The organism is Streptococcus sp. A22 (assembly GCF_043674215.1).
Taxonomy (GTDB): Bacteria; Bacillota; Bacilli; order Lactobacillales; family Streptococcaceae; genus Streptococcus; species Streptococcus suis_V.
In genome coordinates, this window is sequence record NZ_JBIMJQ010000002.1 from 85,584 (window position 1) to 108,549 (window position 22,966).

The 22,966-nt window shown below is 45.6% G+C and carries 23 protein-coding genes; 4 read left to right on the forward strand and 19 right to left on the reverse strand.

The window, feature by feature from the left end:
- Window positions 1-287: 287 nt before the first annotated feature.
- From ACHBHN_RS01235 to ACHBHN_RS01260, 6 genes are all read right to left on the reverse strand, one after another.
- The gene (locus ACHBHN_RS01235; protein WP_105122287.1) at window positions 288-2,141 is read right to left on the reverse strand and encodes a proline--tRNA ligase; all 1,854 of its coding nucleotides are present in this window, start codon (window positions 2,139-2,141) and stop codon (window positions 288-290) included.
- Between the two features lie 195 nt (window positions 2,142-2,336).
- Window positions 2,337-3,596, reverse strand: a complete 1,260-nt coding sequence (gene rseP, locus ACHBHN_RS01240; protein WP_394732692.1) for an RIP metalloprotease RseP — start codon at window positions 3,594-3,596, stop codon at window positions 2,337-2,339.
- Between the two features lie 9 nt (window positions 3,597-3,605).
- The gene (locus tag ACHBHN_RS01245) at window positions 3,606-4,412 is read right to left on the reverse strand and encodes a phosphatidate cytidylyltransferase (RefSeq protein WP_105122233.1); all 807 of its coding nucleotides are present in this window, start codon (window positions 4,410-4,412) and stop codon (window positions 3,606-3,608) included.
- A 9-nt stretch (window positions 4,413-4,421) separates the two neighbouring features.
- Window positions 4,422-5,177 carry an isoprenyl transferase gene (locus tag ACHBHN_RS01250; protein ID WP_105111706.1) on the reverse strand — a complete coding sequence of 252 codons (756 nt, stop codon included), beginning with the start codon at window positions 5,175-5,177 and terminating at the stop codon, window positions 4,422-4,424.
- Between the two features lie 111 nt (window positions 5,178-5,288).
- On the reverse strand, window positions 5,289-5,612 hold the full coding sequence (gene yajC, locus ACHBHN_RS01255; protein WP_105111707.1) for a preprotein translocase subunit YajC: 324 nt from the start codon (window positions 5,610-5,612) through the stop codon (window positions 5,289-5,291).
- Window positions 5,613-6,085: 473 nt separating this feature from the next.
- Window positions 6,086-7,378: an adenylosuccinate synthase gene (locus ACHBHN_RS01260; protein WP_105122235.1), complete on the reverse strand. Its 1,293-nt coding sequence runs from the start codon at window positions 7,376-7,378 to the stop codon at window positions 6,086-6,088.
- A gap of 390 nt (window positions 7,379-7,768) precedes the next feature.
- Between ACHBHN_RS01260 and gshAB the strand changes: the two genes are divergently transcribed.
- The 4 genes from gshAB (at window position 7,769) to ACHBHN_RS01280 (ending at window position 12,815) form a co-directional block, all read left to right on the forward strand.
- Window positions 7,769-10,018, forward strand: coding sequence for a bifunctional glutamate--cysteine ligase GshA/glutathione synthetase GshB (gene gshAB, locus ACHBHN_RS01265; protein WP_394733476.1), 2,250 nt, complete (start codon window positions 7,769-7,771; stop codon window positions 10,016-10,018).
- A 77-nt stretch (window positions 10,019-10,095) separates the two neighbouring features.
- Window positions 10,096-10,962, forward strand: coding sequence for an Hsp33 family molecular chaperone HslO (gene hslO, locus ACHBHN_RS01270; RefSeq protein ID WP_394732685.1), 867 nt, complete (start codon window positions 10,096-10,098; stop codon window positions 10,960-10,962).
- A complete protein-coding gene (gene dusB, locus ACHBHN_RS01275; protein WP_105138349.1) occupies window positions 10,955-11,959 on the forward strand; it encodes a tRNA dihydrouridine synthase DusB in 1,005 nt (334 codons plus the stop codon). Before hslO ends, dusB begins: the two co-directional genes overlap by 8 nt.
- Window positions 11,960-12,260: 301 nt before the next feature.
- Window positions 12,261-12,815, forward strand: coding sequence for a C39 family peptidase (locus ACHBHN_RS01280; RefSeq protein WP_394733478.1), 555 nt, complete (start codon window positions 12,261-12,263; stop codon window positions 12,813-12,815).
- Window positions 12,816-13,028: 213 nt separating this feature from the next.
- On the opposite strand, the gene pnuC is transcribed toward ACHBHN_RS01280, so the two are convergent.
- From pnuC to ACHBHN_RS01345, 13 genes are all read right to left on the reverse strand, one after another.
- The gene (gene pnuC, locus ACHBHN_RS01285) at window positions 13,029-13,832 is read right to left on the reverse strand and encodes a nicotinamide riboside transporter PnuC (protein WP_394733480.1); all 804 of its coding nucleotides are present in this window, start codon (window positions 13,830-13,832) and stop codon (window positions 13,029-13,031) included.
- A 15-nt stretch (window positions 13,833-13,847) separates the two neighbouring features.
- Window positions 13,848-14,885 (reverse strand): AAA family ATPase, encoded by a 1,038-nt coding sequence (locus ACHBHN_RS01290; RefSeq protein ID WP_105111714.1) that lies wholly within the window; start codon window positions 14,883-14,885, stop codon window positions 13,848-13,850.
- A 60-nt stretch (window positions 14,886-14,945) separates the two neighbouring features.
- Window positions 14,946-17,396: an ATP-dependent Clp protease ATP-binding subunit gene (locus ACHBHN_RS01295; RefSeq protein ID WP_394733481.1), complete on the reverse strand. Its 2,451-nt coding sequence runs from the start codon at window positions 17,394-17,396 to the stop codon at window positions 14,946-14,948.
- A gap of 4 nt (window positions 17,397-17,400) precedes the next feature.
- The gene (locus ACHBHN_RS01300; RefSeq protein WP_105111716.1) at window positions 17,401-17,859 is read right to left on the reverse strand and encodes a CtsR family transcriptional regulator; all 459 of its coding nucleotides are present in this window, start codon (window positions 17,857-17,859) and stop codon (window positions 17,401-17,403) included.
- A 422-nt stretch (window positions 17,860-18,281) separates the two neighbouring features.
- Complete coding sequence (locus ACHBHN_RS01305) at window positions 18,282-18,794, reverse strand: hypothetical protein (protein ID WP_394733482.1); 513 nt, start codon at window positions 18,792-18,794, stop codon at window positions 18,282-18,284.
- A 157-nt stretch (window positions 18,795-18,951) separates the two neighbouring features.
- Window positions 18,952-19,128: a hypothetical protein gene (locus tag ACHBHN_RS01310; protein ID WP_394733484.1), complete on the reverse strand. Its 177-nt coding sequence runs from the start codon at window positions 19,126-19,128 to the stop codon at window positions 18,952-18,954.
- Window positions 19,129-19,137: 9 nt separating this feature from the next.
- The gene (locus ACHBHN_RS01315; RefSeq protein ID WP_318829989.1) at window positions 19,138-19,413 is read right to left on the reverse strand and encodes a hypothetical protein; all 276 of its coding nucleotides are present in this window, start codon (window positions 19,411-19,413) and stop codon (window positions 19,138-19,140) included.
- A gap of 124 nt (window positions 19,414-19,537) precedes the next feature.
- Entirely contained in the window at window positions 19,538-20,320 is a 783-nt protein-coding gene (locus ACHBHN_RS01320) for a hypothetical protein (RefSeq protein ID WP_394733486.1), read from the reverse strand.
- A gap of 20 nt (window positions 20,321-20,340) precedes the next feature.
- Window positions 20,341-21,654, reverse strand: a complete 1,314-nt coding sequence (locus tag ACHBHN_RS01325; protein ID WP_394733487.1) for a hypothetical protein — start codon at window positions 21,652-21,654, stop codon at window positions 20,341-20,343.
- Window positions 21,655-21,667: 13 nt separating this feature from the next.
- A complete protein-coding gene (locus ACHBHN_RS01330) occupies window positions 21,668-21,967 on the reverse strand; it encodes a peptidase (RefSeq protein WP_318829992.1) in 300 nt (99 codons plus the stop codon).
- 10 nt (window positions 21,968-21,977) lie between these two features.
- Window positions 21,978-22,259: a hypothetical protein gene (locus tag ACHBHN_RS01335; protein ID WP_318829993.1), complete on the reverse strand. Its 282-nt coding sequence runs from the start codon at window positions 22,257-22,259 to the stop codon at window positions 21,978-21,980.
- A gap of 9 nt (window positions 22,260-22,268) precedes the next feature.
- Complete coding sequence (locus ACHBHN_RS01340) at window positions 22,269-22,652, reverse strand: hypothetical protein (RefSeq protein ID WP_318829994.1); 384 nt, start codon at window positions 22,650-22,652, stop codon at window positions 22,269-22,271.
- An 8-nt stretch (window positions 22,653-22,660) separates the two neighbouring features.
- Window positions 22,661-22,963: a DUF4176 domain-containing protein gene (locus tag ACHBHN_RS01345; RefSeq protein ID WP_318829995.1), complete on the reverse strand. Its 303-nt coding sequence runs from the start codon at window positions 22,961-22,963 to the stop codon at window positions 22,661-22,663.
- Window positions 22,964-22,966: the final 3 nt, after the last annotated feature.

The following is a 22,966-nucleotide window of genomic DNA, read 5'->3' on the forward strand; positions in this document are numbered from 1 at the left end:
CAGGGGTTGATTGGCTTTCACAATTTGGGGAACTGTGAAAGGTGGGAAATTGGGATTGTGAAACAATCCTCAGCACTTCGTGTTTTACGCTCCGAACCAGACCTTTACGTATGATGCGAACTGAGTTCGCTCAATTTCCGACCTTCAACTGTCTCCCAAACAGTTGAAGCTGTGCGGGGAAAACGAACTCTCTTTTCATCTATCGAGTTCTTTCTCGCTCCCGAACTAAAAATCACATAATAAAATAGTTAGAGGCTGGACTTTATGCCCAACCTCTCCTTTATTTGTTACTTATTCAAAATTTTCAAAGTTTCCAAGAGCTGGTCGACATGGACTTCGACAGTGTCGCCAGTGCCCTTGATTTTGACTTCGACCACGCCGTCGGCAGCTTTCTTACCGACCGTCACACGGATTGGCAAGCCAATCAAGTCACTATCAGAGAATTTAACGCCGACACGCTCGTTACGGTCATCTGTCAAGACTTCATAACCAGCAGCTACCAAGCTTGTTTCGATTGACTGGGTCAAGGCCATCGCTTCTTCATCTTTGACATTGACTGGAATCAAATGTACATCAAACGGTGCCAATTCTTTAGGGAAGTTGATGCCCCAAGCGTAACGGTATTCACCTTTTGGCGTCTTATTGACAAAGAGGCGAGCGTGTTGCTCCAGAACTGCTGACAAGAGACGGCTAACACCAATCCCGTAGCAACCCATGATAATCGGCATGGCACGACCATTTTCATCCAAAATCGTCGCATTCATGCTGTCTGAGTAGCGCGTACCCAGCTTGAAGATGTGACCAATCTCGATACCGCGGGCAAAGTTGAGCACACCGTGTCCGTCTGGAGAAGGCTCGCCTTCCTTGACTTCGCGAATATCCACATACTCAGTCACTTGGAAATCACGCCCTGCATTGGCACCTGTGTAGTGGAAACCATCTTCGTTGGCACCAACAACAGCATTTTTCAAATCTTGCACCTTGCGGTCTGCAATAATCTTGATGTTTTCTGGCAAGCCGACTGGTCCAAGGGAACCGAATCCAGCACCGAAGACTTTTTCTGCATCAGCTGGGCTTGCTACATCAAAGAAATCTGCTGCCAAGTGGTTTTTCAACTTGACATCGTTAACTTGATCATTGCCAACAAGGAGGGCAACAACTGGCTCTCCGTCAGCCATAAAGAGCATGGTTTTAATGGTCTGCTCTTCCGCAACATTCAAGAAAGATGCCACCTCATCGATGGTTTTAGCATCAGGTGTAGCAACTTTAACCAAGTCCTCTTCGACGACAACTGCTGTACTTGGTTTGTACTCGCTGGTTGCCATTTCTAGGTTGGCAGCGTAGCCAGACGCGCTAGAGTAGGCAATGGTATCTTCACCAGAAACATTCCAAGCCAAAAGTTCCGCCTTGATGGCTGCCAATACGTCCTCTGGAATTTCGTCAAAAGAAGCTACCGACTTGTCCAAGACAACCCAGCGGTCAAGGTCGGTACGGTCTGGTGTAATGGCCATAAATTCTTGACTGTCCTTACCACCCATGGCACCACCATCACCGATGATAGCCTTGAATTCCAGACCAGCACGAGTAAAAATCGCCTCGTAGGCACGCTTGTAATCGTCGTAGGTTTCATCCAAACTCTCGTAGCTAGCGTGGAAACTGTAGCCATCCTTCATGATGAATTCGCGACCGCGCAAGAGACCGTTACGTGGACGTTTTTCGTCGCGGTATTTAGGCTGGATTTGGTAGATATTGAGTGGCAATTGCTTATAGGATTGCACCGCATCACGCGCCAATAATGTCACTGTTTCTTCATGGGTTGGACCCAAGATAAAGTCGGAACCCTCGCGGTTTTTGAGCTTGTAGAGGTCGTCACCGTAGGTATCGTAACGACCAGACTCGCGCCAAATGTCGGCTGACAAGAGGGCTGGTGCCAAAAATTCAATAGCATCAATCTTATCAAATTCCTCCCGCATGATATTTTTGGCTTTTTCAATCACACGGTTGGCCAACGGCAAATAGCTGTAAATCCCAGCGGAAATCTGACGCACATAACCAGCACGCACCATAAGCGCATGACTGATGACCTGCGCATCAGAAGGCATCTCCCGAAGAGTCGGGATAATCATTTTAGATTGTTTCATGTTGATGATACAGAGAGCGACCAAAAAGCGACCGAATTTTAGGAAACGACCTGAAATCCTGATTTCAGAAGTCGTTTATCTAAATTCCGAGCTTTTCGCTCGAGTTTAAATCTAAAAACTCTCTGTTCCTTTCTTTTTCTTAGTTTTCAGAACTTCCTGCGTTTAGCACGCATTCAGTTCCTTGCAAATTTTATTTTAGAAAAATACCCGCATAATGTCATTCCAGGTCACGACCAGCATGAGGACGACCATGATTGCAACGCCTGCCAGCGTGATGTAGGATTCCGTTTCTGGCTTGAGCGGTTTGCGACGAATTCCTTCCAGGATATTCATAACAATTTTACCACCATCAAGGGCCGGAATCGGAATGAGATTGAAAATTCCTACGTTTATCGACAACGTAGCCATCAGTCCAATAATGGACATCCAACCATCTTGAGCCGCTTGATTGCTGACAGAGTAGATAGCCACAGGACCACCTAGTTGCTTGACATCAAAGCTGGCAATCAGATTTTTCAAGGCTGTGACAATCATGAGAGCTGTCACTCCGGCCTGCTGGACACCACCAATAATCTTGTCCAAGACACCCGTCTTCAAAATAGGGGAAACACCTAGTCTGTAGGTGCCATCTTCCTGCTTGGCAGTCACAGACACATTCTTCTCAGTCCCGTCCTGCTCCACAAGCAAGTCAAACTTAGGAGCACTGCTAGCATCCTGCACTGCCTGCCCAATCACCTTAGAAATATCGGCGTAAGAATCTGTTGCCTGACCATTGACCGAGAGAATCTTATCTCCAGTCTCTAATCCAGCAGCTGCAAGGGCACTACCCTCTACAACCGTCACCTGATTGCTAGACGTATCGGCCACACCGCCCTGCATGAACATAAGCAGGGTGAAGGCCAAAACACCGAGGATAAAGTTGTTCATGGGACCCGCAAAGTTAGTCATGAGCCGACCCCAGATCGTCGCATTTTGATACTGGACATCCAGCGGTGCAATGCGGACTTCCGTCCCATCTTCCTCGACAATGGTCGCGTCGTGGTCCACCTTATAGGTCTTGGTCTCATCCAGGACCAGACCAGTGATTTCCAGCCTATCTTCAAAGTCAAAGCCGGTCACATTCATGGGCAGACTGTTGACATCAAAGCCCTTACCCGATAGGTTGATTCGAGTCACAATGCCGTCTGAATTGAGGGTCAAACTGGCCGGTGTCCCGGTCTTAATCTCCGTCTTGTCCTCGCCCCAGCCAGCCATACGAACATAGCCGCCAAGCGGAAGAATACGAATCGTATAGGCCGTCCCGTCCTTGCCCGTATGAGCGAAAATTTTCGGACCCATACCAATGGCAAATTCCCGAACTAGGATGCCTGCTTTTTTGGCGAAATAGAAGTGACCAAATTCATGGATAACCACAATCACGCCAAATATAAAAATAAATGCTAAAATTCCCTTCATGGAACCTCCTTAAAATAAGCCGAAGAAGTGCATGATTGGAAAGACAAAAATGACACTGTCAAAACGATCCAAGATACCGCCATGCCCTGGAATCAGATTACCAGAATCCTTGACACCAAAACGGCGCTTGATAGCACTCTCAACCAGATCTCCAAACTGGGCCACGACAGAAAATACAGCCGCCAAGACCAGCATCAAGGGAATTGAATAGACGTCACGAATTTCCTTGGAGAAGATGAGATAGATGGCTGCCACTACAACTGCCGAAGCAATCCCACCGAGAAAACCTTCAATGGATTTATTAGGTGATACCAGAGGAGCCAGCTTGCGCTTGCCAAACTGACGACCAAGCATATAGGCACCAATATCCGTCGCCCAGACAAGCAGCAGGGCAAAGAATAGCTTGTTGAGACTATCCATACGCGCCAGGGCCAGATTGTGGAAACCAACCCCGATATAAAAACTGCTGGCAATAGGATAGACCACTTCTGAGTAAGTATAGGTGCCTGTATGGAAAACGATCGAACCCATCAGAATAAAGACAATGACCGTAAAGGCCACATAGTTCCCATCCGTCGGCAAAAATGGCAGATAGTTCTCAAGCGGAAGGGTCAAGACAAAACTTCCCAGCATGGCCAGGATACCCTCAATGGAATTAGGCGCCAGCTTGTACATCCGCATCAATTCCGCAGTAGCCAGCATGGCCAAGAGCCCCAGCACCAACTGGAAGGTCACCCCACCAATATATATAACAGGGATAAAGAGGGCCAGTGCAACGACCGCCGATATCACCCGTGTTCTTAGTTCCTTTGTCATCATTTCTCCTTACACACCACCAAATCTTCTATGGCGACGATTGTATTCTTTTATGGCTAATAGCAGAGCTTCTCCATCAAAGTCCGGCCAGGCCACGTCAGTGAAGTAGAGCTCACTGTAGGCTATCTGCCAGGGCAAAAAATTACTGAGACGGAGTTCACCACTGGTCCGAATGACCAAATCAGGGTCTCGCAGGGAAACCGGCAAACTACCTGTATACAGATAATCAGCAATCAGCTTGTCATCAATATCCCCTGGATTGAACTTAGCATCCAAAATATCCTGCGAAATCGCCTTAATCGCACGAGACAGCTCATCACGACCGCCATAATTCAAGGCAAAATTGAGGATGAGACCGGTATTTCTCCTGGTCTTTTCTTCTGCCATCCGCAGTGCCTTCAAGGTCGCCTCTGGCAGGCGAGAATGGTCACCAATCATCTGGATTTTCACATTGTTGGCATGAAGCTCCGGCACGTATTTATCGTAAAATTCAACCGGCAAATTCATGATAAATTTGACTTCCTTCTCAGGACGGGACCAATTTTCCGTTGAGAAGGCATAGACTGTCAGGACCTTGACCCCTAGTTTAGACGCTGTTTTTGTTACCTTTTGCAGGGCATCCATACCGGCCTTATGACCCATAATCCGAGGCTGCATCCGTTTTTTGGCCCAGCGCCCATTCCCATCCATAATGATGGCAATATGTTTGGGCACCTCCACAGGCGTCTCAAACTTCTCTTTTTTCTTAAAATTCCACTTAAACATGACTTTTCCTCAAGCTATAATCAGTCTATTATACCACAGTCTCTAGTTTTTAAGCAAAAAGCACATCATGAGGATAAGATAAAAACCAAGGATTCCCCTGGTTTTTCGTCTTTATTCCTCAATAACTGATTCTTGAACTGGCTCAACCGTTTCTAGAGCTGGTTCTTCTGCTACTACTGTTGTCGTGGTAGCCGGCGTCACACGATTGCGAATGGCTCCGCGTTCAAAAGTCAAATAGACACCGTCCACATCCAGAACGACCTTCTTGTCGTCGATTTCATCAACGATACCAAACAAGCCACCGATGGTCACGATTTCGTCACCTTTTTTGATTTGACTAAGGGCGTCTTGACGCTGTTTCTGTTGCTTACGCTGTGAATAAAACATGAAACCAACCATAGCCACCATGATTAGGGGTAAAAATAAACCTTCCATTTGTAAACCTCTTTATTTTATAGAATCTAGTAAAATCTATTATAGCAGAATATCAAAAAAGAACAAGTTCAGATAGAACTTGCCCTTCAATCTTTAATTTGAATATAGATCCAACACGGTTTCGGCAATCCAAAAAAGAGCTAGACCTGAACAGAGCAGCAATACCACTCCTACTATTATCAAGAAGGTTCTCCACCCTTTTGACAGTGGAGCAGAAATTCCATAACCGAGGCTAAAGCCAAATATAGGAAAAACCAAGGGTCCAATAAAGGGAAATAGGAGCAGACTTAGTAAGGAGCCTATCAAATAGTAACGATGCTGCTGTTTATCCTCCATACGTGGCAAACTCCAAGCAACCACGAAAACCAGGTAGCCCACCAATATGCTGAATAAGAACAGGACTCCAGTAACACCCAATATGAGGAACATACTATTTTTCTCCTCCTAACTCTACTGATTTCCCGCTCAATATCCTATTTAGAACTCCAGACACTTTCAAGGATGTTGGTTTGTTCGCGACCTGGTCCTACCGAGAACGTCGAGATACGGACACCGACCAATTCGCTGATACGGCGAACATAGTTGCGGGCCGCCTCTGGCAACTCATCCAAGCTACGCACGCCTGTAATATCTTCAGACCATCCTGGCATTTCTTCGTAGATTGGTTTGCAACGTTTGAGTTGCTCAAGGCTAGCTGGATAGTGGTCAATACGCTCACCATCCAAGTCGTAAGCCACACAGATTTTCACTGTTTCAAGGCCTGATAGAACATCAATAGAATTGAGTGACAAGTTTGTAATACCTGATACACGACGGCTATGGCGCATGACAACAGAGTCAAACCAGCCTACACGACGCGGACGGCCAGTTGTTGTCCCGTATTCTTTACCGATTTCACGGATACGGTCACCCGTTGCATCAAAGAGTTCTGTCGGGAATGGTCCATCACCAACACGGCTGGTATAGGCCTTACATACACCGACAACCTTATCAATCTTACTTGGACCGACGCCACTACCGATCGTCACACCACCGGCAACAGGGTTTGAAGAGGTAACGAATGGATAAGTACCTTGGTCAATATCCAACATAACCCCTTGCGCACCTTCAAACAAGACGCGTTTGCCTTGATCCAAAGCATCGTTGAGGATGACAGACGTATCGGTCACATATTGCTTGATTTCTTGACCGTAGGCGTAGTATTCTTCAAAAATCTCGTCAAATTCGATTGGCGTTGATTCATACATTTTCTCGAAAAGACGATTTTTCTCAACCAAGTTGGTACGGAGACGTTCTGCAAAAATATCCTTGTCCAGGAGGTCGGCGATACGGATACCCACACGCGCAGCCTTGTCCATGTAAGCAGGACCAATACCCTTGTTGGTTGTCCCGATTTTATTATCCCCCTTGGCTTCTTCCTGCAATTGGTCCAATTTGATATGGTATGGCAAAATGACATGAGCGCGGTCTGAAATGCGCAGATTGTCTGTCGTCACACCTGAATCATGGAGATAGTTGATTTCCTTAACCAAGGATTTTGGATTGACCACGACACCGTTACCGATGACAGAGATTTTTTCTGGAAAGAAAATTCCTGACGGGATCAGGTGCAATTTGTACTTGGTGCCGTCGATGACGATGGTGTGACCGGCATTGTCACCACCTTGATAACGTGCGATGACTTCCGCATTGGCAGAGAGAAAATCCGTGATTTTGCCTTTTCCTTCATCGCCCCACTGGGTTCCAACAACAACTACTGATGTCATAATTTAAGATACCTAGAACACCACAAATCGACTAGAAAGTCTGCCTTTAAACCTTTGACAGCTCCAACTTTTCCTTGGTGTCCAATTCCTTTCAAACACTTCTGGCAGGAATTTCACCTGCAAGTTTCGTTTACAATCTATTCTATCAAAAAACGAACGTTTCATCAAGAAATAGCCCGTATTTCAAAAATTACGAACTTTTATTTTTTGACTGTTTCTAAAATAAGCAAAATACGATTGTTGGTGCTGTTTTTACAAAAATATTATGTCCTTTGATGGAAAATTCCGAAGTCTGAACCTTGCCTTTGGTCGGTTTCTCTGGATTTTCAAGCCAAAACGTAGCGAAAATTTGTATTTCTTCAACAAACTAGATAAAATTGGAATAAGAAAATGACAGGAATAGACACTATGCTGAAACACTTGCCCTCTACCGCACCCATCCTCCAAGCCACCTTTGGAATTGAACGAGAATCCTTACGCATCAACTCCGACAACCGTGTGGCTCAAACGCCCCACCCTGAGAGCTTGGGCTCGCGCAGCTTTCATCCCTATATCCAAACGGACTACAGCGAGCCACAGTTGGAGCTGATTACACCAGTGGCTCATTCGACCAAGGAGGCCCGCCGTTTCCTTGGAGCTATTACCGATGTGGCGGTACGGTCCATGAACAAAAGCGAATATCTTTGGCCCCTGTCCATGCCGCCTGTTATCTCAGAAGATGAGATTCAGATTGCCCAGCTGGAGAGCAACTACGAATACCAGTACCGTGTCGGCTTGGCGGAACGCTATGGTAAGTTGCTCCAGTCCATGTCAGGCATCCACTACAACTTCGAGCTAGGCAAGGATCTGACCCAGCAACTCTTTGAAGCTAGTGGCTATCAGGACCTGCTGGCCTTCAAGAATGCCCTCTATCTCAAACTGGCTCAGAATTTCCTACGCTACCGTTGGCTCTTGACCTACCTCTACGGAGCTAGCAGTCTAGCTGAAAAGGGATTTTTGACAGATAAGATTGGCTGCGTGCGGTCCATTCGCAATTCCAACTACGGCTATGTCAATGCACCCGATGTCCGCATCTCCTTCTCTTCGCTAGAGCAATACGTGACCGACATCGAACAAGCTGTGGCTAGCGGTCAACTGTCCGCTGAAAAGGAATTTTACTCCGCTGTCCGCCTCCGTGGTGCTAAGACCAGTCGGGACTTTTTGACCAAGGGTATCACCTATCTGGAGTTCCGCAACTTCGACCTCAACCCCTTCGAGCCACTGGCTATTAGCCAAGAAACGCTGGACACCACCCACCTCTTTGCCTTGGCACTGCTCTGGCTTGATGATATGGAGCAGGTCGACGAAGAGCTGGCTCAAGCGGCAGACCTCAACAACCGCATCGCCCTCAGCCACCCCCACACTCCCCTACCAGCAGAGGCAGACGCCAGCCCTATCCTGACCGCCATGACAGCGATTGTCGCCCACTTTGGACTGGACGACTACTACAGCCAGCTCATCGCTCAAGTGAAGGCTGCCCTTCAAGACCCACGTTTGACCCTCTCTGGAAAAATAGCAGAGCAGGTTGAAGATGGATCTTTGGAAAGATTTGGCCAGCAGCAAGGCCGTGCCTTCCATGACTATGCTTGGACAGCCCCTTACGCCCTTAAAGGTTATGAAAATATGGAGCTCTCCACCCAGATGATTCTCTTTGACGCCATTCAGCTGGGCTTGAATGTGGAGATTTTAGACGAGGAAGACCAGTTTCTCAAACTCTGGCATGGTGACCATGTCGAGTACATCAAAAATGGCAATATGACCTCCAAGGACAACTACGTCATTCCTCTCGCCATGGCCAACAAGGTCGTAACCAAAAAGATTTTGGACCAGGCTGGTTTTCCAGTACCTGCGGGAGCGGAATTTGCTAACAAGAAAGATGCCCTGCGGTATTACGGACAGGTAGACAGCTCTGCTATTGTTGTCAAACCAAAATCCACTAACTTCGGCCTTGGCATCTCTATCTTCCAAGAGCCAGCCAGTCTTGCAGACTATGAAAAAGCCCTGGATATCGCCTTTTCGGAAGACAGCCATGTGCTCGTGGAGGAATTCGTGGCAGGGACCGAGTACCGCTTCTTCGTCCTAGACGGCAAATGCGAGGCTGTCCTGCTCCGCGTCGCAGCCAATGTCGTGGGGGACGGACAGTCAACAATCCGTGAATTAGTGGAGCAAAAAAACCAAGATCCCCTACGGGGCCGTGACCATCGTTCACCGCTTGAAATCATCAATCTAGGCAATATCGAACTGCTCATGTTGGAGCAACAGGGCTATACACCTGATACTGTCTTGCCTGAGGGCGTTCAAGCCTTTCTACGTGGCAATTCCAATATCTCCACCGGTGGTGACTCTATTGATATGACCGACCAGATGGACGAAACTTACAAACAACTGGCTGCAGATATGGCCACCGCTATGGGGGCCTGGGCCTGCGGTGTGGACTTGATTATCCCCGACCGCACCAAGCCAGCCAACAAGGAAGAACCAAACTGCACCTGTATCGAGCTTAACTTTAACCCTGCCATGTACCTGCATACCTATACCTACGCAGGACCAGGACAGAGTATTACGCCGAAGATCTTGCGGAAGTTGTTTCCTGAACTATAAACTGGCTAGTCATAGTCAGTTTTTTCTTTAGGCCTCTCCCTTTCCCCATTTTCCCCACTTGTGCTATAATAATCCTTATGGATAAAATTATTAAGACACTATCAAAGAGCGGGCATTTCCGTGCCTATGTATTGGACAGTACTGAAACAGTTCGGACCGCTCAGGAAAAACATGGCACTTGGCCATCCTCAACAGTTGCACTTGGAAGAACCTTAATTGCAAGCCAAATATTAGCTGCTAATGAAAAGGGAGACACAAAAATCACCTTGAAAATTTTGGCAAACGGATCATCTAAGGCCATCATCGCCGTTGCCAATACCAAAGGTCAGGTCAAGGGCTACATCCAAAACCCGAATCTCGACTATAAGCGTGGCTCAACTGGAGAAGTTATTGTTGGACCACTTGTAGGAACAGGCCAATTCCTAGTTATCACAGACTACGGAACAGGTCGCCCTTACAACTCCATGACCCCCTTGATCTCTGGTGAAATCGGTGAAGACTTTGCCTACTTCCTGACGGATAGCCAGCAAACACCGTCTGCAGTGGGACTCAATGTCCTCCTGAATGAAGATGAAACTGTCAAGGTAGCTGGTGGCTTCTTGCTGCAAGTTTTACCAGGTGCGACCGAGGCTGAAATTGCCCGTTTCGAAAAACGCATCCAAGAAATGCCTGCCATTTCGAGCTTACTGGCTTCTGAAAACCATATAGAAGCTCTGCTATCCGCCATTTATGGCGACGACGACTTCAAACGCCTATCAGAAGAAGAAATCGGTTTTGTCTGCGACTGCTCTAAGGACCGCTTCCTCGATGCTCTGGCCAGTCTGCCAAAAGCGGACCTGCAAGAGATGAAAGACGAGGACAAGGGCGTGGACATCACCTGTCAATTCTGCCAGACCCATTACCACTTTGACGAAAACGATTTGGAGGAACTCATCAATGGCTAATCTCAACACTCCTTTCATGATTGGTGATGTGGAAATCCCCAATCGCTGCGTGCTGGCCCCAATGGCTGGCGTGACCAACTCGGCCTTCCGCACCATTGCCAAAGAAATGGGTGCAGGTCTGGTGGTTATGGAAATGATTTCTGAAAAAGGCCTTCTCTACAACAACGAGAAGACCCTCCACATGCTCCATATAGACGATAACGAATACCCTATGTCTATCCAGCTCTTCGGTGGCGAGGCTGAGGGCCTCAAACGTGCAGCTGACTTCATTCAGAAAAACACCAAGGCCAATATCGTAGATATTAACATGGGCTGCCCTGTCAACAAGGTCATCAAGAACGAGGCAGGTGCCAAGTGGCTCAAAGACCCTGACAAGATTTACCACATCATCAAGGAAGTAACCTCGGTCCTCGATATTCCCCTGACCGTTAAGATGCGGACGGGTTGGAACAATACCGACCTAGCGGTCGAAAATGCCCTGGCCGCAGAAAGTGGCGGTGTAGCTGCCCTGGCCATGCACGGACGGACCCGCGAGCAGATGTACACAGGAACCGTTGACCTAGAGACCTTGACCAAAGTAGCTGGCAGCCTGACCAAGATTCCATTTATCGCAAACGGCGACATCCGAAATGTGGAAGACGCCCGTCAGCGTATCGAGGAAGTTGGGGCTGACGCTGTCATGGTCGGCCGGACCGCAATGGGAAATCCCTACATCTTCAACCAGATTAACCACTATCTGGAAACGGGTGAAATCCTACCCGACCTATCCTTTGAGGACAAGCTCAATGTCGCCTTTGACCACCTAACCCGATTGACCAATCTCAAGGGCGAAAGCATTGCCGTCCGCGAATTCCGTGGCCTAGCTCCCCACTATCTCCGTGGCTCAGCAGGTGCTGCCAAGATCCGTGGCGCCGTATCCCGTGCCGAAACCATCGAAGAAGTCCAAGAACTCTTCGACCAAGCACGCGCTGCCTATCAGGCAAAACAAGTTAAATAAACAAAAGGAGATCAGTTCCAGCTGGTCTCCTTTGTCATCTCCGCAAAAGACATGTTACTAAATAAAATATAAGGAAATGGTTGGGCATGCCTCAGCCATTTTTTATGGATAGTTCTTGCTAAATACATATAATTATAATATGCTAATATTATGAAATGATTTACAAAATCCTCCAGGAGGTGGCTATGAAATCAAAAGCTATTCTTATCAGTCTCTGTCTGTCTTCTTTAGCTCTCATTCTTGCCTCTACCAGCTTTTTCTGCTTATCCCTCGGCAGGAGCAGACCTCCCCTGAAGTAAAGGTGACAAGTAGCTCTGTTGTCAAAACAAGTGGAGAACAGACTAAAAACCCTAGCTCTTCAAACTCCAGTAGCTCTGCCATTACCCAAGAAAATGAACCAAATGAGACCACACCGAGTTTCGAACCAGAGCAGGTGAAGCCGGCATCCAAGCAAATCAAAAAACAGCTGAGTGTCCAACCGCAAATCCAAACTGTCTGGAACTACTGCGCTCCGACGACTGTCAGTATGATGCTATCTAGTCAGGGCGTCCATGTTGGGCAGAAGCAGTTGGCGTTTGAAATGAGAACCTACGAGCCTTTTGGCACCCATAATAGTGACGCCATTCGCATCCTCAACAAACATCTTTTCGGCTATGAATATCCTACAGATGGTCAGGCTGGCTATCGGCTGGCGACGGTGACGGACCCTAATACAGCTGGACAAGAGATAGCCTTGTTTAAGCAGAGGGTCAGGGAAAATATTGATGCTGGCTACCCTATGTACTATACTTTTGACTCCGCTGTGATGTATCCTAGTAAAAAGGGGAGCACAACGTCATTGGTATTGGCTATCTGACCACAGAAGACGGGAAGGATATTGAGCAGCTCTACTACCTCGCCCCCTCTCCCAATGTCCAGGACCCTAGATACGGTGGGCTGAAAGTCACTACGCCCGAAGAACTATTCCAAGCCCTGATGACCTGTGAAGAGCCAAATTATGGGTGGTAGCAATAGTAAAACCTCCGAATGCTAACTCGGAGGTTGTTTTTGTATTTACGTTTTTAATTTCCTATCCCTTTTTCATAGCCTTGGACCATTGGTACCAGCCGACGACACTATTGAGAGCGTAGACCCAGTACATGGCCTGCATGTGGATGGAATTTCCCCACCAGAGGTAGATAGAAAAGAGGTTGGTCGCAATCCAGAAGAGCCACTGTTCCCTGTAAAGATAAGTCATGAGAAATTGCCCTGTCCAGTTGGTTCCGTCTGTCACAGAATCTCGGAAGGGTCTGGCAGATCCGATAGATTGGTAGAGAAGACCAAAAATCCCCCAGACAAGAGCCGTGAAGCTCAGCCATTTGACCCAGCCAAAGAAAGACAGACTGCGGGTTTCAAATTCGCTGATTTCAGGCGTCTCATCCTCGGTTTCATTGACACGGGCAGCCAACCAAGTATAAAGGCCAATAGGCTGCATGACCAAGAAGAAAACAGCTGTCATCACTTCCCCATAAAAGGCACTATTATAGGAAAGCACAAAGTAAATCAGACTGTTGATAAAACCAAAAACATAGTTACTAGCCCGGCCATCTGCTACCATAATGACGCAAACAATCCCTGTCCAGGAGGCAAAGAGCCCCATCCAGTCGTGTTTGTCGCTACCGCTGGTAAACTCTAAAATCAGCGGCACACTGGATAGGCCGATGAGATAGAGCCACTGAAAAGCTGTCCGTCCCAAAAACATATCCGCAAAGGCTGCCTTCAAGAGCCCGAAAAATCCTAATTCCTTGGCTGCCTGGCCTAATTTCACAAAGGTGGCAGGGACATTTCGGATGCCCTCCACCCAGCCAGTCAGTATCTGTTTTATTTTTTCCATATCTCCTATTTTCTCCTAAAATTCCTGATAGATGGCATCAATCAGATCAATGGATTTTTGATAGTTTTCCAGATAGGACCCACCGATAAAGGCCAAATGCGCATCTGGGTGATTTTTTGCCACTAATTTTTTCAATAACTCCGTAAAAGCATGGCGTACTTCCTGGTCGGCCATAGACATGTCCCGAAAACCGTCGTCCACATAGTTACCTGTCGGCAGGACAAAGATAATCAAGTCCCACTTTTCATTCTTGACCGTGTCAGCACAGAGGGAATGGAAGGAGCTGGAGCTTTCGCCGATATAGTAGTTATAGTAGGCCTCGGTCACAGTCGCATTGGTATCCGCAATGACCAGCCCACGATTGGTGTCTGAGTCAATCAAATCAGAGGTCTGGCGATACTGGCCCGTCAGCAGGTAATTGTAATCCTTGCCTGTCAACTCATCGTCACGAACATTGTAGCGCTTTTGGTAATAGCGGGCGTACTCTAGGGAGACAGGACAGGAATAATAGCGTCCCAAATCCTTGACCAGGGTAGTCTTGCCGTTTGAGGCCGAACCAACCACCAAGACATTTTTTGAAAAATGCCGTCTGAAGGGCTTGGCAATCAGGTTCCAGTGCTTGGCTGGATTTTCCCGAATCAGGGTAGCCGAAATACCGAAATTACGCTCGGTGAAAGATGCTCTGAAGCCACGCCCTCCCAGCTCCGCAGAGTATTCTTTTTCAGAAACATAGAAGACCAATTCCTCGTCTTCGCCGGCCTGCACCAGCTGTTGCAAGGCCTCTAGCCAGGGCGTCCAACCTTCTGGATAAGGAGGCATGCCTGTTTCGTCTAGCTTATAAACCGAAATCAAGGACTCGTCATTAAAAGTTTCACGAATATAGCGAAAACGCTTTTGCAGACCCAGGCCAATCTTGTCCCCACGGTCATTTTCATAACCAGATACGATGACCACCGCTCGGTCACAGGCTCGCTTGGCCCGCTGGATCAGGTCAATGTGACCCTTGTGCATAGGCGCAAAGGTCCCAAAAATAACAGCAACAGTTTTTTTCATAAGATACCTATTTATATTTTATATTTTAGGAAAATGGCGAATTCGTTCTCCCTTTTCTTCTTACACTATGTCAAATTTCAATTGGCCAGCTTTGACACCCACTTTAAGGGTTTGACCGCCAACCAGGTCACCACGCAAGAGCATTTCTGCCAATGAATCTTCCAGCTTGGTCTGCAAGAGACGGCGGAGCGGACGGGCACCCATTTCTGGATCGTAGCCTTCTGTCGCTAGGAGTTTGAGAGCAGACGGTTGCAACTTGAGGGTCAGACCACGCTCGGCCGTGATGGCCATCAGCGGCTGCACCATGACCTTGACAATATCCTGCAAATCCGCTTCAGATAGACTGTGGAATACAACCTTTTCATCAATACGGTTGATAAACTCTGGGCGGTAGGCCTTTTTCAATTCCTCGAAAATCCGTTTTTCCACATGATCCTGGCTCTTGGACAAATCAAGGGCACCAAAACCAACCGTCTTATCGTCCCTCAAGGCAGTTGCCCCAAGGTTGGAGGTCATGATAATAATCGTATTAGAGAAATCTACCTTACGCCCCTTGTTGTCTGTCAAGACACCGTCGTCCAAGACCTGGAGAAGGATATTGAAAATATCTGGGTGGGCCTTTTCAACCTCGTCAAAGAGAAGGACAGAGTAAGGCTTGTTGCGGACTTTTTCCGTCAACTCGCCACCCTCTTCATAGCCAACATAGCCTGGAGGCGCACCGTTGAGGCGGCTGGCCGCAAATTTCTCCATGTACTCGGACATATCAAAGCGGATTAGTGCCGACTCATCATCAAAGAGGACTTCTGCCAGGGCCTTAGCCAGCTCGGTCTTGCCGACACCTGTTGGCCCCAGGAACATAAAGGAACCGATTGGACGGCGACCGGTCCGAATGCCAGACTGATTGCGTCGAATGGCTCTGCTGACGGCTGAGATGGCCTGGTCCTGACCGATGACCCGCTTGTGGAGTTCTGCTTCCAGGTTCAGGTATTTCTTGGCATCTGTCTGGCTGAGTTTCTGCACTGGAATACCCGACAGGCGACTGAGGGTCTCCAAAATATCTGCCTCCGTCACTTCTAAGTCGTAACCTTGGCCGGCTTTAACAGCCTCTTTCTCAGCCAGGAGGAGCTTGCTGACCGTTTTGTATTTGCCAGCCATGAGGGCCTGGTCAAGGACTGTCAAGCCTGTCGCAACTGGCTGACCCTTGACACGGTTCTGCACCCTTGCCGCTGATTCGTCTAGTAAGTCAATTGCTGAATCCGGCAGGCGTTTGCTGGTCAAATACCGCTTGGCATAGGTCACGGCTGTCTCTACAGCACTATCTGTGATTTGGACCCTGTGGTATTTTTCAAAAGTCCCTTTGAGACCTGCCAAAATGGCAATGCTGTCCGCCACTGTTGGCTCTTCGATGATAACCTTGGCAAAACGGCGAACCAGAGCAGCATCCTTTTCGATATGTTTCTGATATTCCGACTGGGTCGTCGCACCAAGCGTCCGCAGAGTGCCACGCGCCAGAGCAGGCTTGAGGATATTGGCCGCATCCATGGTCGAATCAATCCCAGAACCAGAGCCCATAATAGTATGAAGCTCATCGATGAAAAGAATCACCTGACCATCTTCTTCGATGTCGTTGATGATATTGTTCATCCGCTCCTCAAAATCCCCACGGAAACGGGTCCCAGAAACCACACTCATCAAATCCAGCTCCAAGACCCGCATCTTAGCCAGGCTAGGCGGAACATCTCCCGACGCTATACGCTGAGCAAGTCCCAGGGCCAGGGCTGTTTTCCCGACACCCGCATCACCGACCAAGACAGGATTATTCTTGGTCTTGCGCGATAAAATCTGCACCATACGCGAAATCTCAGTATCACGACCGATAACAGGCTCCATCTTGCCTTCACGAGCCAAGGCAGTCAAGTCACGGGTGTAATCTTCCAAACCACCTGTCTGGGGCTGAGGCATACCGCCACCCATCATCTGCCCCATGGTCTGTTGAGGAGCCTTGCGCCCCTTCAAGGCCAGACGAATGGCCTTAAGATCTTCCTTGTTGAAGCCTGCACGGGTCTCAAGATTTTTCCGCAAATCTAGCAGGCGAATCTTATCATCCGAGTCTTCATGGTGAAAACCAACCTTGTCCAAAATCTGACTGGCCACTGTTTTCTTGTCCAAAAGCATGGCTAGGAAAAGATGCTCTGTTCCTACTTCCTTAGCCTTGACGGCCTGCGCAATGGTTTTGGCATTGGCTGCCTTCTCATCCAAACGCTTGGACGACGGCAAAACCTTGAAGGACTCTATGTCCTCCTGATAGACTTTTTCGGTCACGACAAAGGTAGCATGCTCATAGTCTGCCACACTAGGTGGATAATCTGCCAGGACCGCTCCAGCCACTGTATCTTGGTTGATAACAAAGGCCAAGAGTACATGCCAGGTCTCCAACAAATCACTACTATAACGTTGGGCAATCAGCTGGGCATCCTCAAAGACCCGTTTCAATCCCTTTGAAATATTCATTCCCCTAATCCTCTTTCCTATCTAAGCGCCGTAAAATCTGACGCATCATGCGGGCCCGGATACCTGCCGCTTCCTTGCCGAGCACCTCATCTGTACCCGTCGCAAGAAACAAATTGCCCTCTCGTTCTGTCATCAATTTCTCATCAAACAAGAGCTGTAAAATATCATTATAAACGGTCGCAGACAACTGGTCGCCCATATTATTTAACAAATCACGAACCAATTCATGCTTGTCCGAAAAGGTAATGCGGCCAATTCGAATATAGCCTCCGCCACCGCGTTTACTTTCCACAATATAACCCCGACTGGCTGTAAACCGTGTCTTAATGACATAGTTTATCTGACTGGGCACGACCTCAAACCGACTGGCCAATTCACTCCGACGTAGTTCCGCCACATTGACCTGCTCCAAGATCGCCTTGATATGCTCTTCGATATAGTCTGATGTATTTTTCATCGCCATAGTGTCGCCTCTTTCTTTGACTATCTTTGACCATTATACCTTAAAAAATAAAATAATAAAAGTAAAAGACTGGGCCAGAGAGTTCCAGAGTCCCCCAAAGTGATCGTCACCATCCCAAATTCACTTTGGTCTCTGCTGTTTTTGAAATAAGCAGAGCTCCTCAACTGTTTTCTAGTTCGAAGTCAGTTTGTCAAGTCCAACTCTGTCACATCCATCAGCTCCGCTCAGACCAAGTCTAGCTTAGCTTCTTATGTGTCAATGAAGAATAATACCCTCCCATTATACCAAAAAATCCAGACAAGATAATCTTGTCTGGGTTTACAAGTTAATAACTTAAGCATCAAAAAATTATGTAACTTGGGATTTTGGAATACACTGCTTAGCCATAAACCAAAAGTAAATTAAGACGATCTAAACAAAACCTACTTTCCCAAACTTTCCTTATATCGCTTGGACTTTTTACCATACCAGTCTTCAATGCTATATCCTGAGAGAATACGATAGTCTTCCATATATTTATTAATATAAAATCCTTGAATACAACTAAACACTATTGCTACGATAAAGTAGAAACCAAAAATAGGCATAACCACCGCAAATACCATCACTAAATTTCTAAGCAAGTCATTCTGATAAATACCCTCCCCTTGATTGGGTAAAAAGAGACGAAACAGAACGAAGGGAAAGACGATTAAGCCACCATATTTCCTCCCTAAGACAACAAACTTCTCCATTACATCATTTAAGGGATTGGAAACCGATTGGTTTCCATATAAACCATTCAAAACTTCTTTCTTAAACCATAGGTATCTTTCTACGATTACAAAAATTATGATGGACAGGTTTAGAATGACTGCAATTAGCGAACCAAAAAACATAGCTGAACCAATAGTAAATAGAACAATTGCTTGAAAATTAAGTAAACTCACCATCAAGAACATATTCCAATTGAAATAGTAATACGACAAAATTCGATTGTGGCGTATCTTTCTAACGTCCATTAGGTAATGAACGATTACTAATAAGCCAAGCCATACGGGGATTGAAAATAGAATTTCCGCATCTACATATAGTATCTTCCCAACTTATTTATCAGAGTAGGGGCCAATAAAGGAAAAATAAAAACATAAAAAACTCGACCGTTAAAAATCCCAAAATTTTCTTTTTGTAGCCATTTTTTTCAATATCTTCTAGGAAAGTCTGTATATATTTATCCGTTACCAACCCCATGCTCTCTTCTAAAGAGGCATTCCATATTGTTTTTTTCATGTTTTCTCCTTAACCAAACCAAGATAATTCAGGGACTTGGAAGTTAGAAATGATTGATTGGGCCTTGCTTCCTAACTCACTAACATTGTGTGTGTACTTGGCTAAATTATTCACAACCGAATTCCCAACACTACTAACTACTTTATCAACCTCTTTTTTTATAGCTCTCCCGGTTTCTCTTGTATTATCAATCTGTTCATAACTCCAATCTTTGAGATTATCTTTAAAATCTGGAAAGAGGAACTGTCCTCCTTGACTAACAAGTCCAAAGACAAAACCACCCAAAGCAGAGCTTTACAGCAAGTAAAAACGAATTGAAGATTCGTCCATGAAGAATGGTCTTTACCTCTCTATTATACCAAAAAGGCCCAGCTAAAACTAGCTGGGCAATTCAATCATCTACAATTTATCAAATATTTTCTTTCAACCATTTTTTGTATTGTCTGGACTTCTTACCGTACCAAGCTTCGATAGAGTAGCCAAATTCTTCTCGATAGTGTTCTTGATTTTTCTCAATTAACTTTATTAATTTTATACTAGTTATCATCGAACTTAAAATTTTTGTAAAACCATAAGTAAAGAAGAGTAGAAGCAAAGGTATTCCTGACAGTAATAATCTAGCAAAAATTCGATCAAACCCATTAAAAATAAAATTTAATATTGCATGAATTCCCCATAAGACTAATACTGTCTGCGATAATAAATTACGCCTCTCAACTGAATAGCTTGAAAACTCATAAGTTCCCCTATTTAAGGAATAATAAAATAAATAAATTACTGAAATAATAAAGATTAACCAGAGAGAAATGCGAATTCCTAAAAGAGGAACAAAAAATTGAAAACCGTAAACTATTGAATAATATATCGGAACCATCATAACAATCGAAGCAAGCAAGTTCCATTTATAAGCCACTACCTTATTTCGTTTTGAAAAAAAATATGAAATTGTATAAAATATCCAAACAGAAATCGCATATAGTAACCAAAAATAACCGGGCAGAGCGAGCCCATATTCAAATTCGGTAACAGGATTGGACATAGGGTTCCCACTTTTGCTGACTGTTTGTCCAAATAAAACTGGAAATACCCCTCCAAATACGAAAAAGGAGATTAAAATTGGAAACCCTACCAGTGGTGTTAAAATATTCCATTTTTTTCCTATCTCTGTTGCCTGATATACTGCTTTTTTCATATCGTCCTTATTGAAATCGTCTACCCAAACCAATTTACCGCCTCCAAATTATTATTAAAGAATTCAGATACATTCTGACCAACCGATTTCAGATCATTCCAAGCCGACTCTATTGCTTTTCCTGTATTTTCTACTAATTGCTCACCTAGATCGACTAATTTATAAGCTCCATCCTTAATAGTATCATAAATTGCTTCCTTCTCTTTTGGAAAGAAGACATCTCCAATCAAATTAGCCGTTCCAATTCCTAGACCCACAAGACTGCCACCAACAGCTACCATCGGGTTAGTAGAAACTGCGCCTAATTTCGCACCAAGCCACATGCCGTCCAGCGGCCCAATGCTTGAGACTGTGTCAATACTGGCTCCGATAGCTGTCTTGGCAACTTTTCCTACAACAGTTTTCGAGTCTGTCTTTTTGCTATTCCATTCTGAATAGACATTCATACCACCGCTGATTGCCAATGAAGCCCATGCTATCGTTTCTCCACCTAGCCTTACAGCGTCACTTTTTATAAAGTCTTTTATAAGTCTTCCGCCAGTCTCTACATATTTTCCGCCAACTACATTTCCCACCATTTTTAAATTGGTCATGAATTTTGTTGGTTTTTCAAGCATATCTGTCGCAACCTTGGCCCACTTTTGACTCTTTAAAATGTAAGGCAAATCCATCATGACTTCTAATGTCTTTTCAACTAATCTCGAATGTCTCATTGCAACACCAATCTCGTCGGAATATAGCAATGTTTGAAACGAAATGCCTTTTCCACTACCTGTATACAACTTATCCAATAAATCTGTTATCTCCTCAGTCGTGGATATTGAATGAAAGCCACTTGAAAGCCAGTCCTTAAAACCAGTGTCGCTCATATTTAACATATTAGCCAAAAGTGTAACTTCACCCGAGGTTAATTGAGAAACTAGGCTTGTAAATCCGTATTTGAATTGCTCTACCTCTACATGATAATGTATCGATGAAATCGCTTGATTCACCTGAGGCGAACTGGCTCCATTACCCAGATTTTTAAATTGGACACTGTACTCTTTATCGAGTTGAACAACTCGGTCCAAGGGATTGCTGCCGCCTTCAGACGACATTCGATTTAATCGTTCGATATGCTCATCCAGAGTTTGAAGCTCTTGCTTGGCTTTGATGTAGGCGGATATACCCTCGACAGCACTCTGATCACGACTGTCTAAACTCCCGATATTCCGTGCTACCGACCGAATAAAATGGTCCTCTACATCATCTCGCAATTCTTCAACCTTATCTCTGAATGAGCGCGATTTATTGTAGTATTCTTCTACAGGAATTTTAAACGTTCCTAAACTCATCTATCATCTCCTTCTAAGGACTTGCGCTCACTTTGGCAGCTTGCTTATCAGCTTCTTTCAATTCTTCCTCTACCGCTTTGGCGTTTCCAATAACAATCGACCAATTCGAATTTTCTTGCGATAGCTTATTTATCAAATCTGAAATGGCAAACTCAAGGCTACTTGCAGCCTCACCCTTTAGCTCGCTTTCCACCATATCTCTAACCTTTTCAAGCACGTCAATCAAGCTCTCAAAGTTTGATTGAACCCTATCCAATTCAGACCGTAAGGCTTCGTGCTGTCCAGGATCATAGCTAATTCTACCTTTTCCCATATCTCTCCTCCTACTCAAAGGAAACGGAGGCTTCTGCAGAGCTGATTTCCTCTGTAAAAGCACTGAGTTGACTATTCAGAGTCATACATTCCGCCACTAACAAGAGTTGACGTTCCATATCGTTCTCAACTTTACCGAGAAGAGAGGTATAAGCAGAACCCTCCAGACTACTTTTTATAGCCCCAATCTGTACCTTGGAATTGACAACCCCATCCCGATAGGTGCTGATTTTCGCCTGAAGCCCCCGTAAGGCTTCTGCCACTGCATCGCTATTCATTTTTATTTCTGCCATACTCCCCTCCTAGACCCTCGCCAAGAGTGCTTGCTTCACACTCTTATCAATCGGTAGATTTTTAATTGTTTTCCATCTTTCTGTTCGATCCTTAATAGGGTCTTCGTCGTAGGTAATATATAAATACAAGGAATTCAGCTGAAATTCTGCATCAAACTGCGCTTGAATTCTAGCGATAATGACGTCGATTTTCGATAGAAATTCAACTCTACGCTTGGAAATTTTTCGAGAATCTTTTTTTACAGTGTCAATATAGTTTTCAAACTTTGTTTGTGCATTTCCATTCCAACCTGGAATAGTCGCAGAAAGACCTGAGACACCATCAAGCGTACTTCCCGCGGAAACGGCACTTTTAAACTGACGCAAAGCTCTTATTCTCTCTTTGTAGTCCATAAAAGCACCTACTTGATTTCTTTTTTACTAACCGTTAAGGTTGATTCCCACTCCGCATAGACTTCCAAGAATCGCTCTTCATCTTCATCTGCTAAACCTTTGAAAACTACTCTGTCAATGTTTTCTTCGTTGAAAAACAAGGTATTATTGGGGTTGATGCCTGTCGGGAAGATACAACCCATGTAGTCAGTAAACACCTCTTCATTGGTTTCTGAATCATTAAAAATAATCCCCCGACCAACAACCATAATTTTTTCTGTTCCGCCCTCTAAATAGACAACCGAACCAAGTGGAAGCAATTCTCTTGACATAAT

Bases quoted from the DNA above. Each gene is read 5' to 3' on its own strand.
- ACHBHN_RS01235 (WP_105122287.1), bottom strand. From the start codon at position 2,141: ATGAAACAATCTAAAATGATTATCCCGACTCTTCGGGAGATGCCTTCT.
- rseP (WP_394732692.1), bottom strand. From the start codon at position 3,596: ATGAAGGGAATTTTAGCATTTATTTTTATATTTGGCGTGATTGTGGTT.
- ACHBHN_RS01245 (WP_105122233.1), bottom strand. From the start codon at position 4,412: ATGACAAAGGAACTAAGAACACGGGTGATATCGGCGGTCGTTGCACTG.
- ACHBHN_RS01250 (WP_105111706.1), bottom strand. From the start codon at position 5,177: ATGTTTAAGTGGAATTTTAAGAAAAAAGAGAAGTTTGAGACGCCTGTG.
- yajC (WP_105111707.1), bottom strand. From the start codon at position 5,612: ATGGAAGGTTTATTTTTACCCCTAATCATGGTGGCTATGGTTGGTTTC.
- ACHBHN_RS01260 (WP_105122235.1), bottom strand. From the start codon at position 7,378: ATGACATCAGTAGTTGTTGTTGGAACCCAGTGGGGCGATGAAGGAAAA.
- gshAB (WP_394733476.1), top strand. From the start codon at position 7,769: ATGACAGGAATAGACACTATGCTGAAACACTTGCCCTCTACCGCACCC.
- hslO (WP_394732685.1), top strand. From the start codon at position 10,096: ATGGATAAAATTATTAAGACACTATCAAAGAGCGGGCATTTCCGTGCC.
- dusB (WP_105138349.1), top strand. From the start codon at position 10,955: ATGGCTAATCTCAACACTCCTTTCATGATTGGTGATGTGGAAATCCCC.
- pnuC (WP_394733480.1), bottom strand. From the start codon at position 13,832: ATGGAAAAAATAAAACAGATACTGACTGGCTGGGTGGAGGGCATCCGA.
- ACHBHN_RS01290 (WP_105111714.1), bottom strand. From the start codon at position 14,885: ATGAAAAAAACTGTTGCTGTTATTTTTGGGACCTTTGCGCCTATGCAC.
- ACHBHN_RS01295 (WP_394733481.1), bottom strand. From the start codon at position 17,396: ATGAATATTTCAAAGGGATTGAAACGGGTCTTTGAGGATGCCCAGCTG.
- ACHBHN_RS01300 (WP_105111716.1), bottom strand. From the start codon at position 17,859: ATGGCGATGAAAAATACATCAGACTATATCGAAGAGCATATCAAGGCG.
- ACHBHN_RS01310 (WP_394733484.1), bottom strand. From the start codon at position 19,128: ATGAAAAAAACAATATGGAATGCCTCTTTAGAAGAGAGCATGGGGTTG.
- ACHBHN_RS01320 (WP_394733486.1), bottom strand. From the start codon at position 20,320: ATGAAAAAAGCAGTATATCAGGCAACAGAGATAGGAAAAAAATGGAAT.
- ACHBHN_RS01325 (WP_394733487.1), bottom strand. From the start codon at position 21,654: ATGAGTTTAGGAACGTTTAAAATTCCTGTAGAAGAATACTACAATAAA.
- ACHBHN_RS01330 (WP_318829992.1), bottom strand. From the start codon at position 21,967: ATGGGAAAAGGTAGAATTAGCTATGATCCTGGACAGCACGAAGCCTTA.
- ACHBHN_RS01335 (WP_318829993.1), bottom strand. From the start codon at position 22,259: ATGGCAGAAATAAAAATGAATAGCGATGCAGTGGCAGAAGCCTTACGG.
- ACHBHN_RS01340 (WP_318829994.1), bottom strand. From the start codon at position 22,652: ATGGACTACAAAGAGAGAATAAGAGCTTTGCGTCAGTTTAAAAGTGCC.
- ACHBHN_RS01345 (WP_318829995.1), bottom strand. From the start codon at position 22,963: ATGTCAAGAGAATTGCTTCCACTTGGTTCGGTTGTCTATTTAGAGGGC.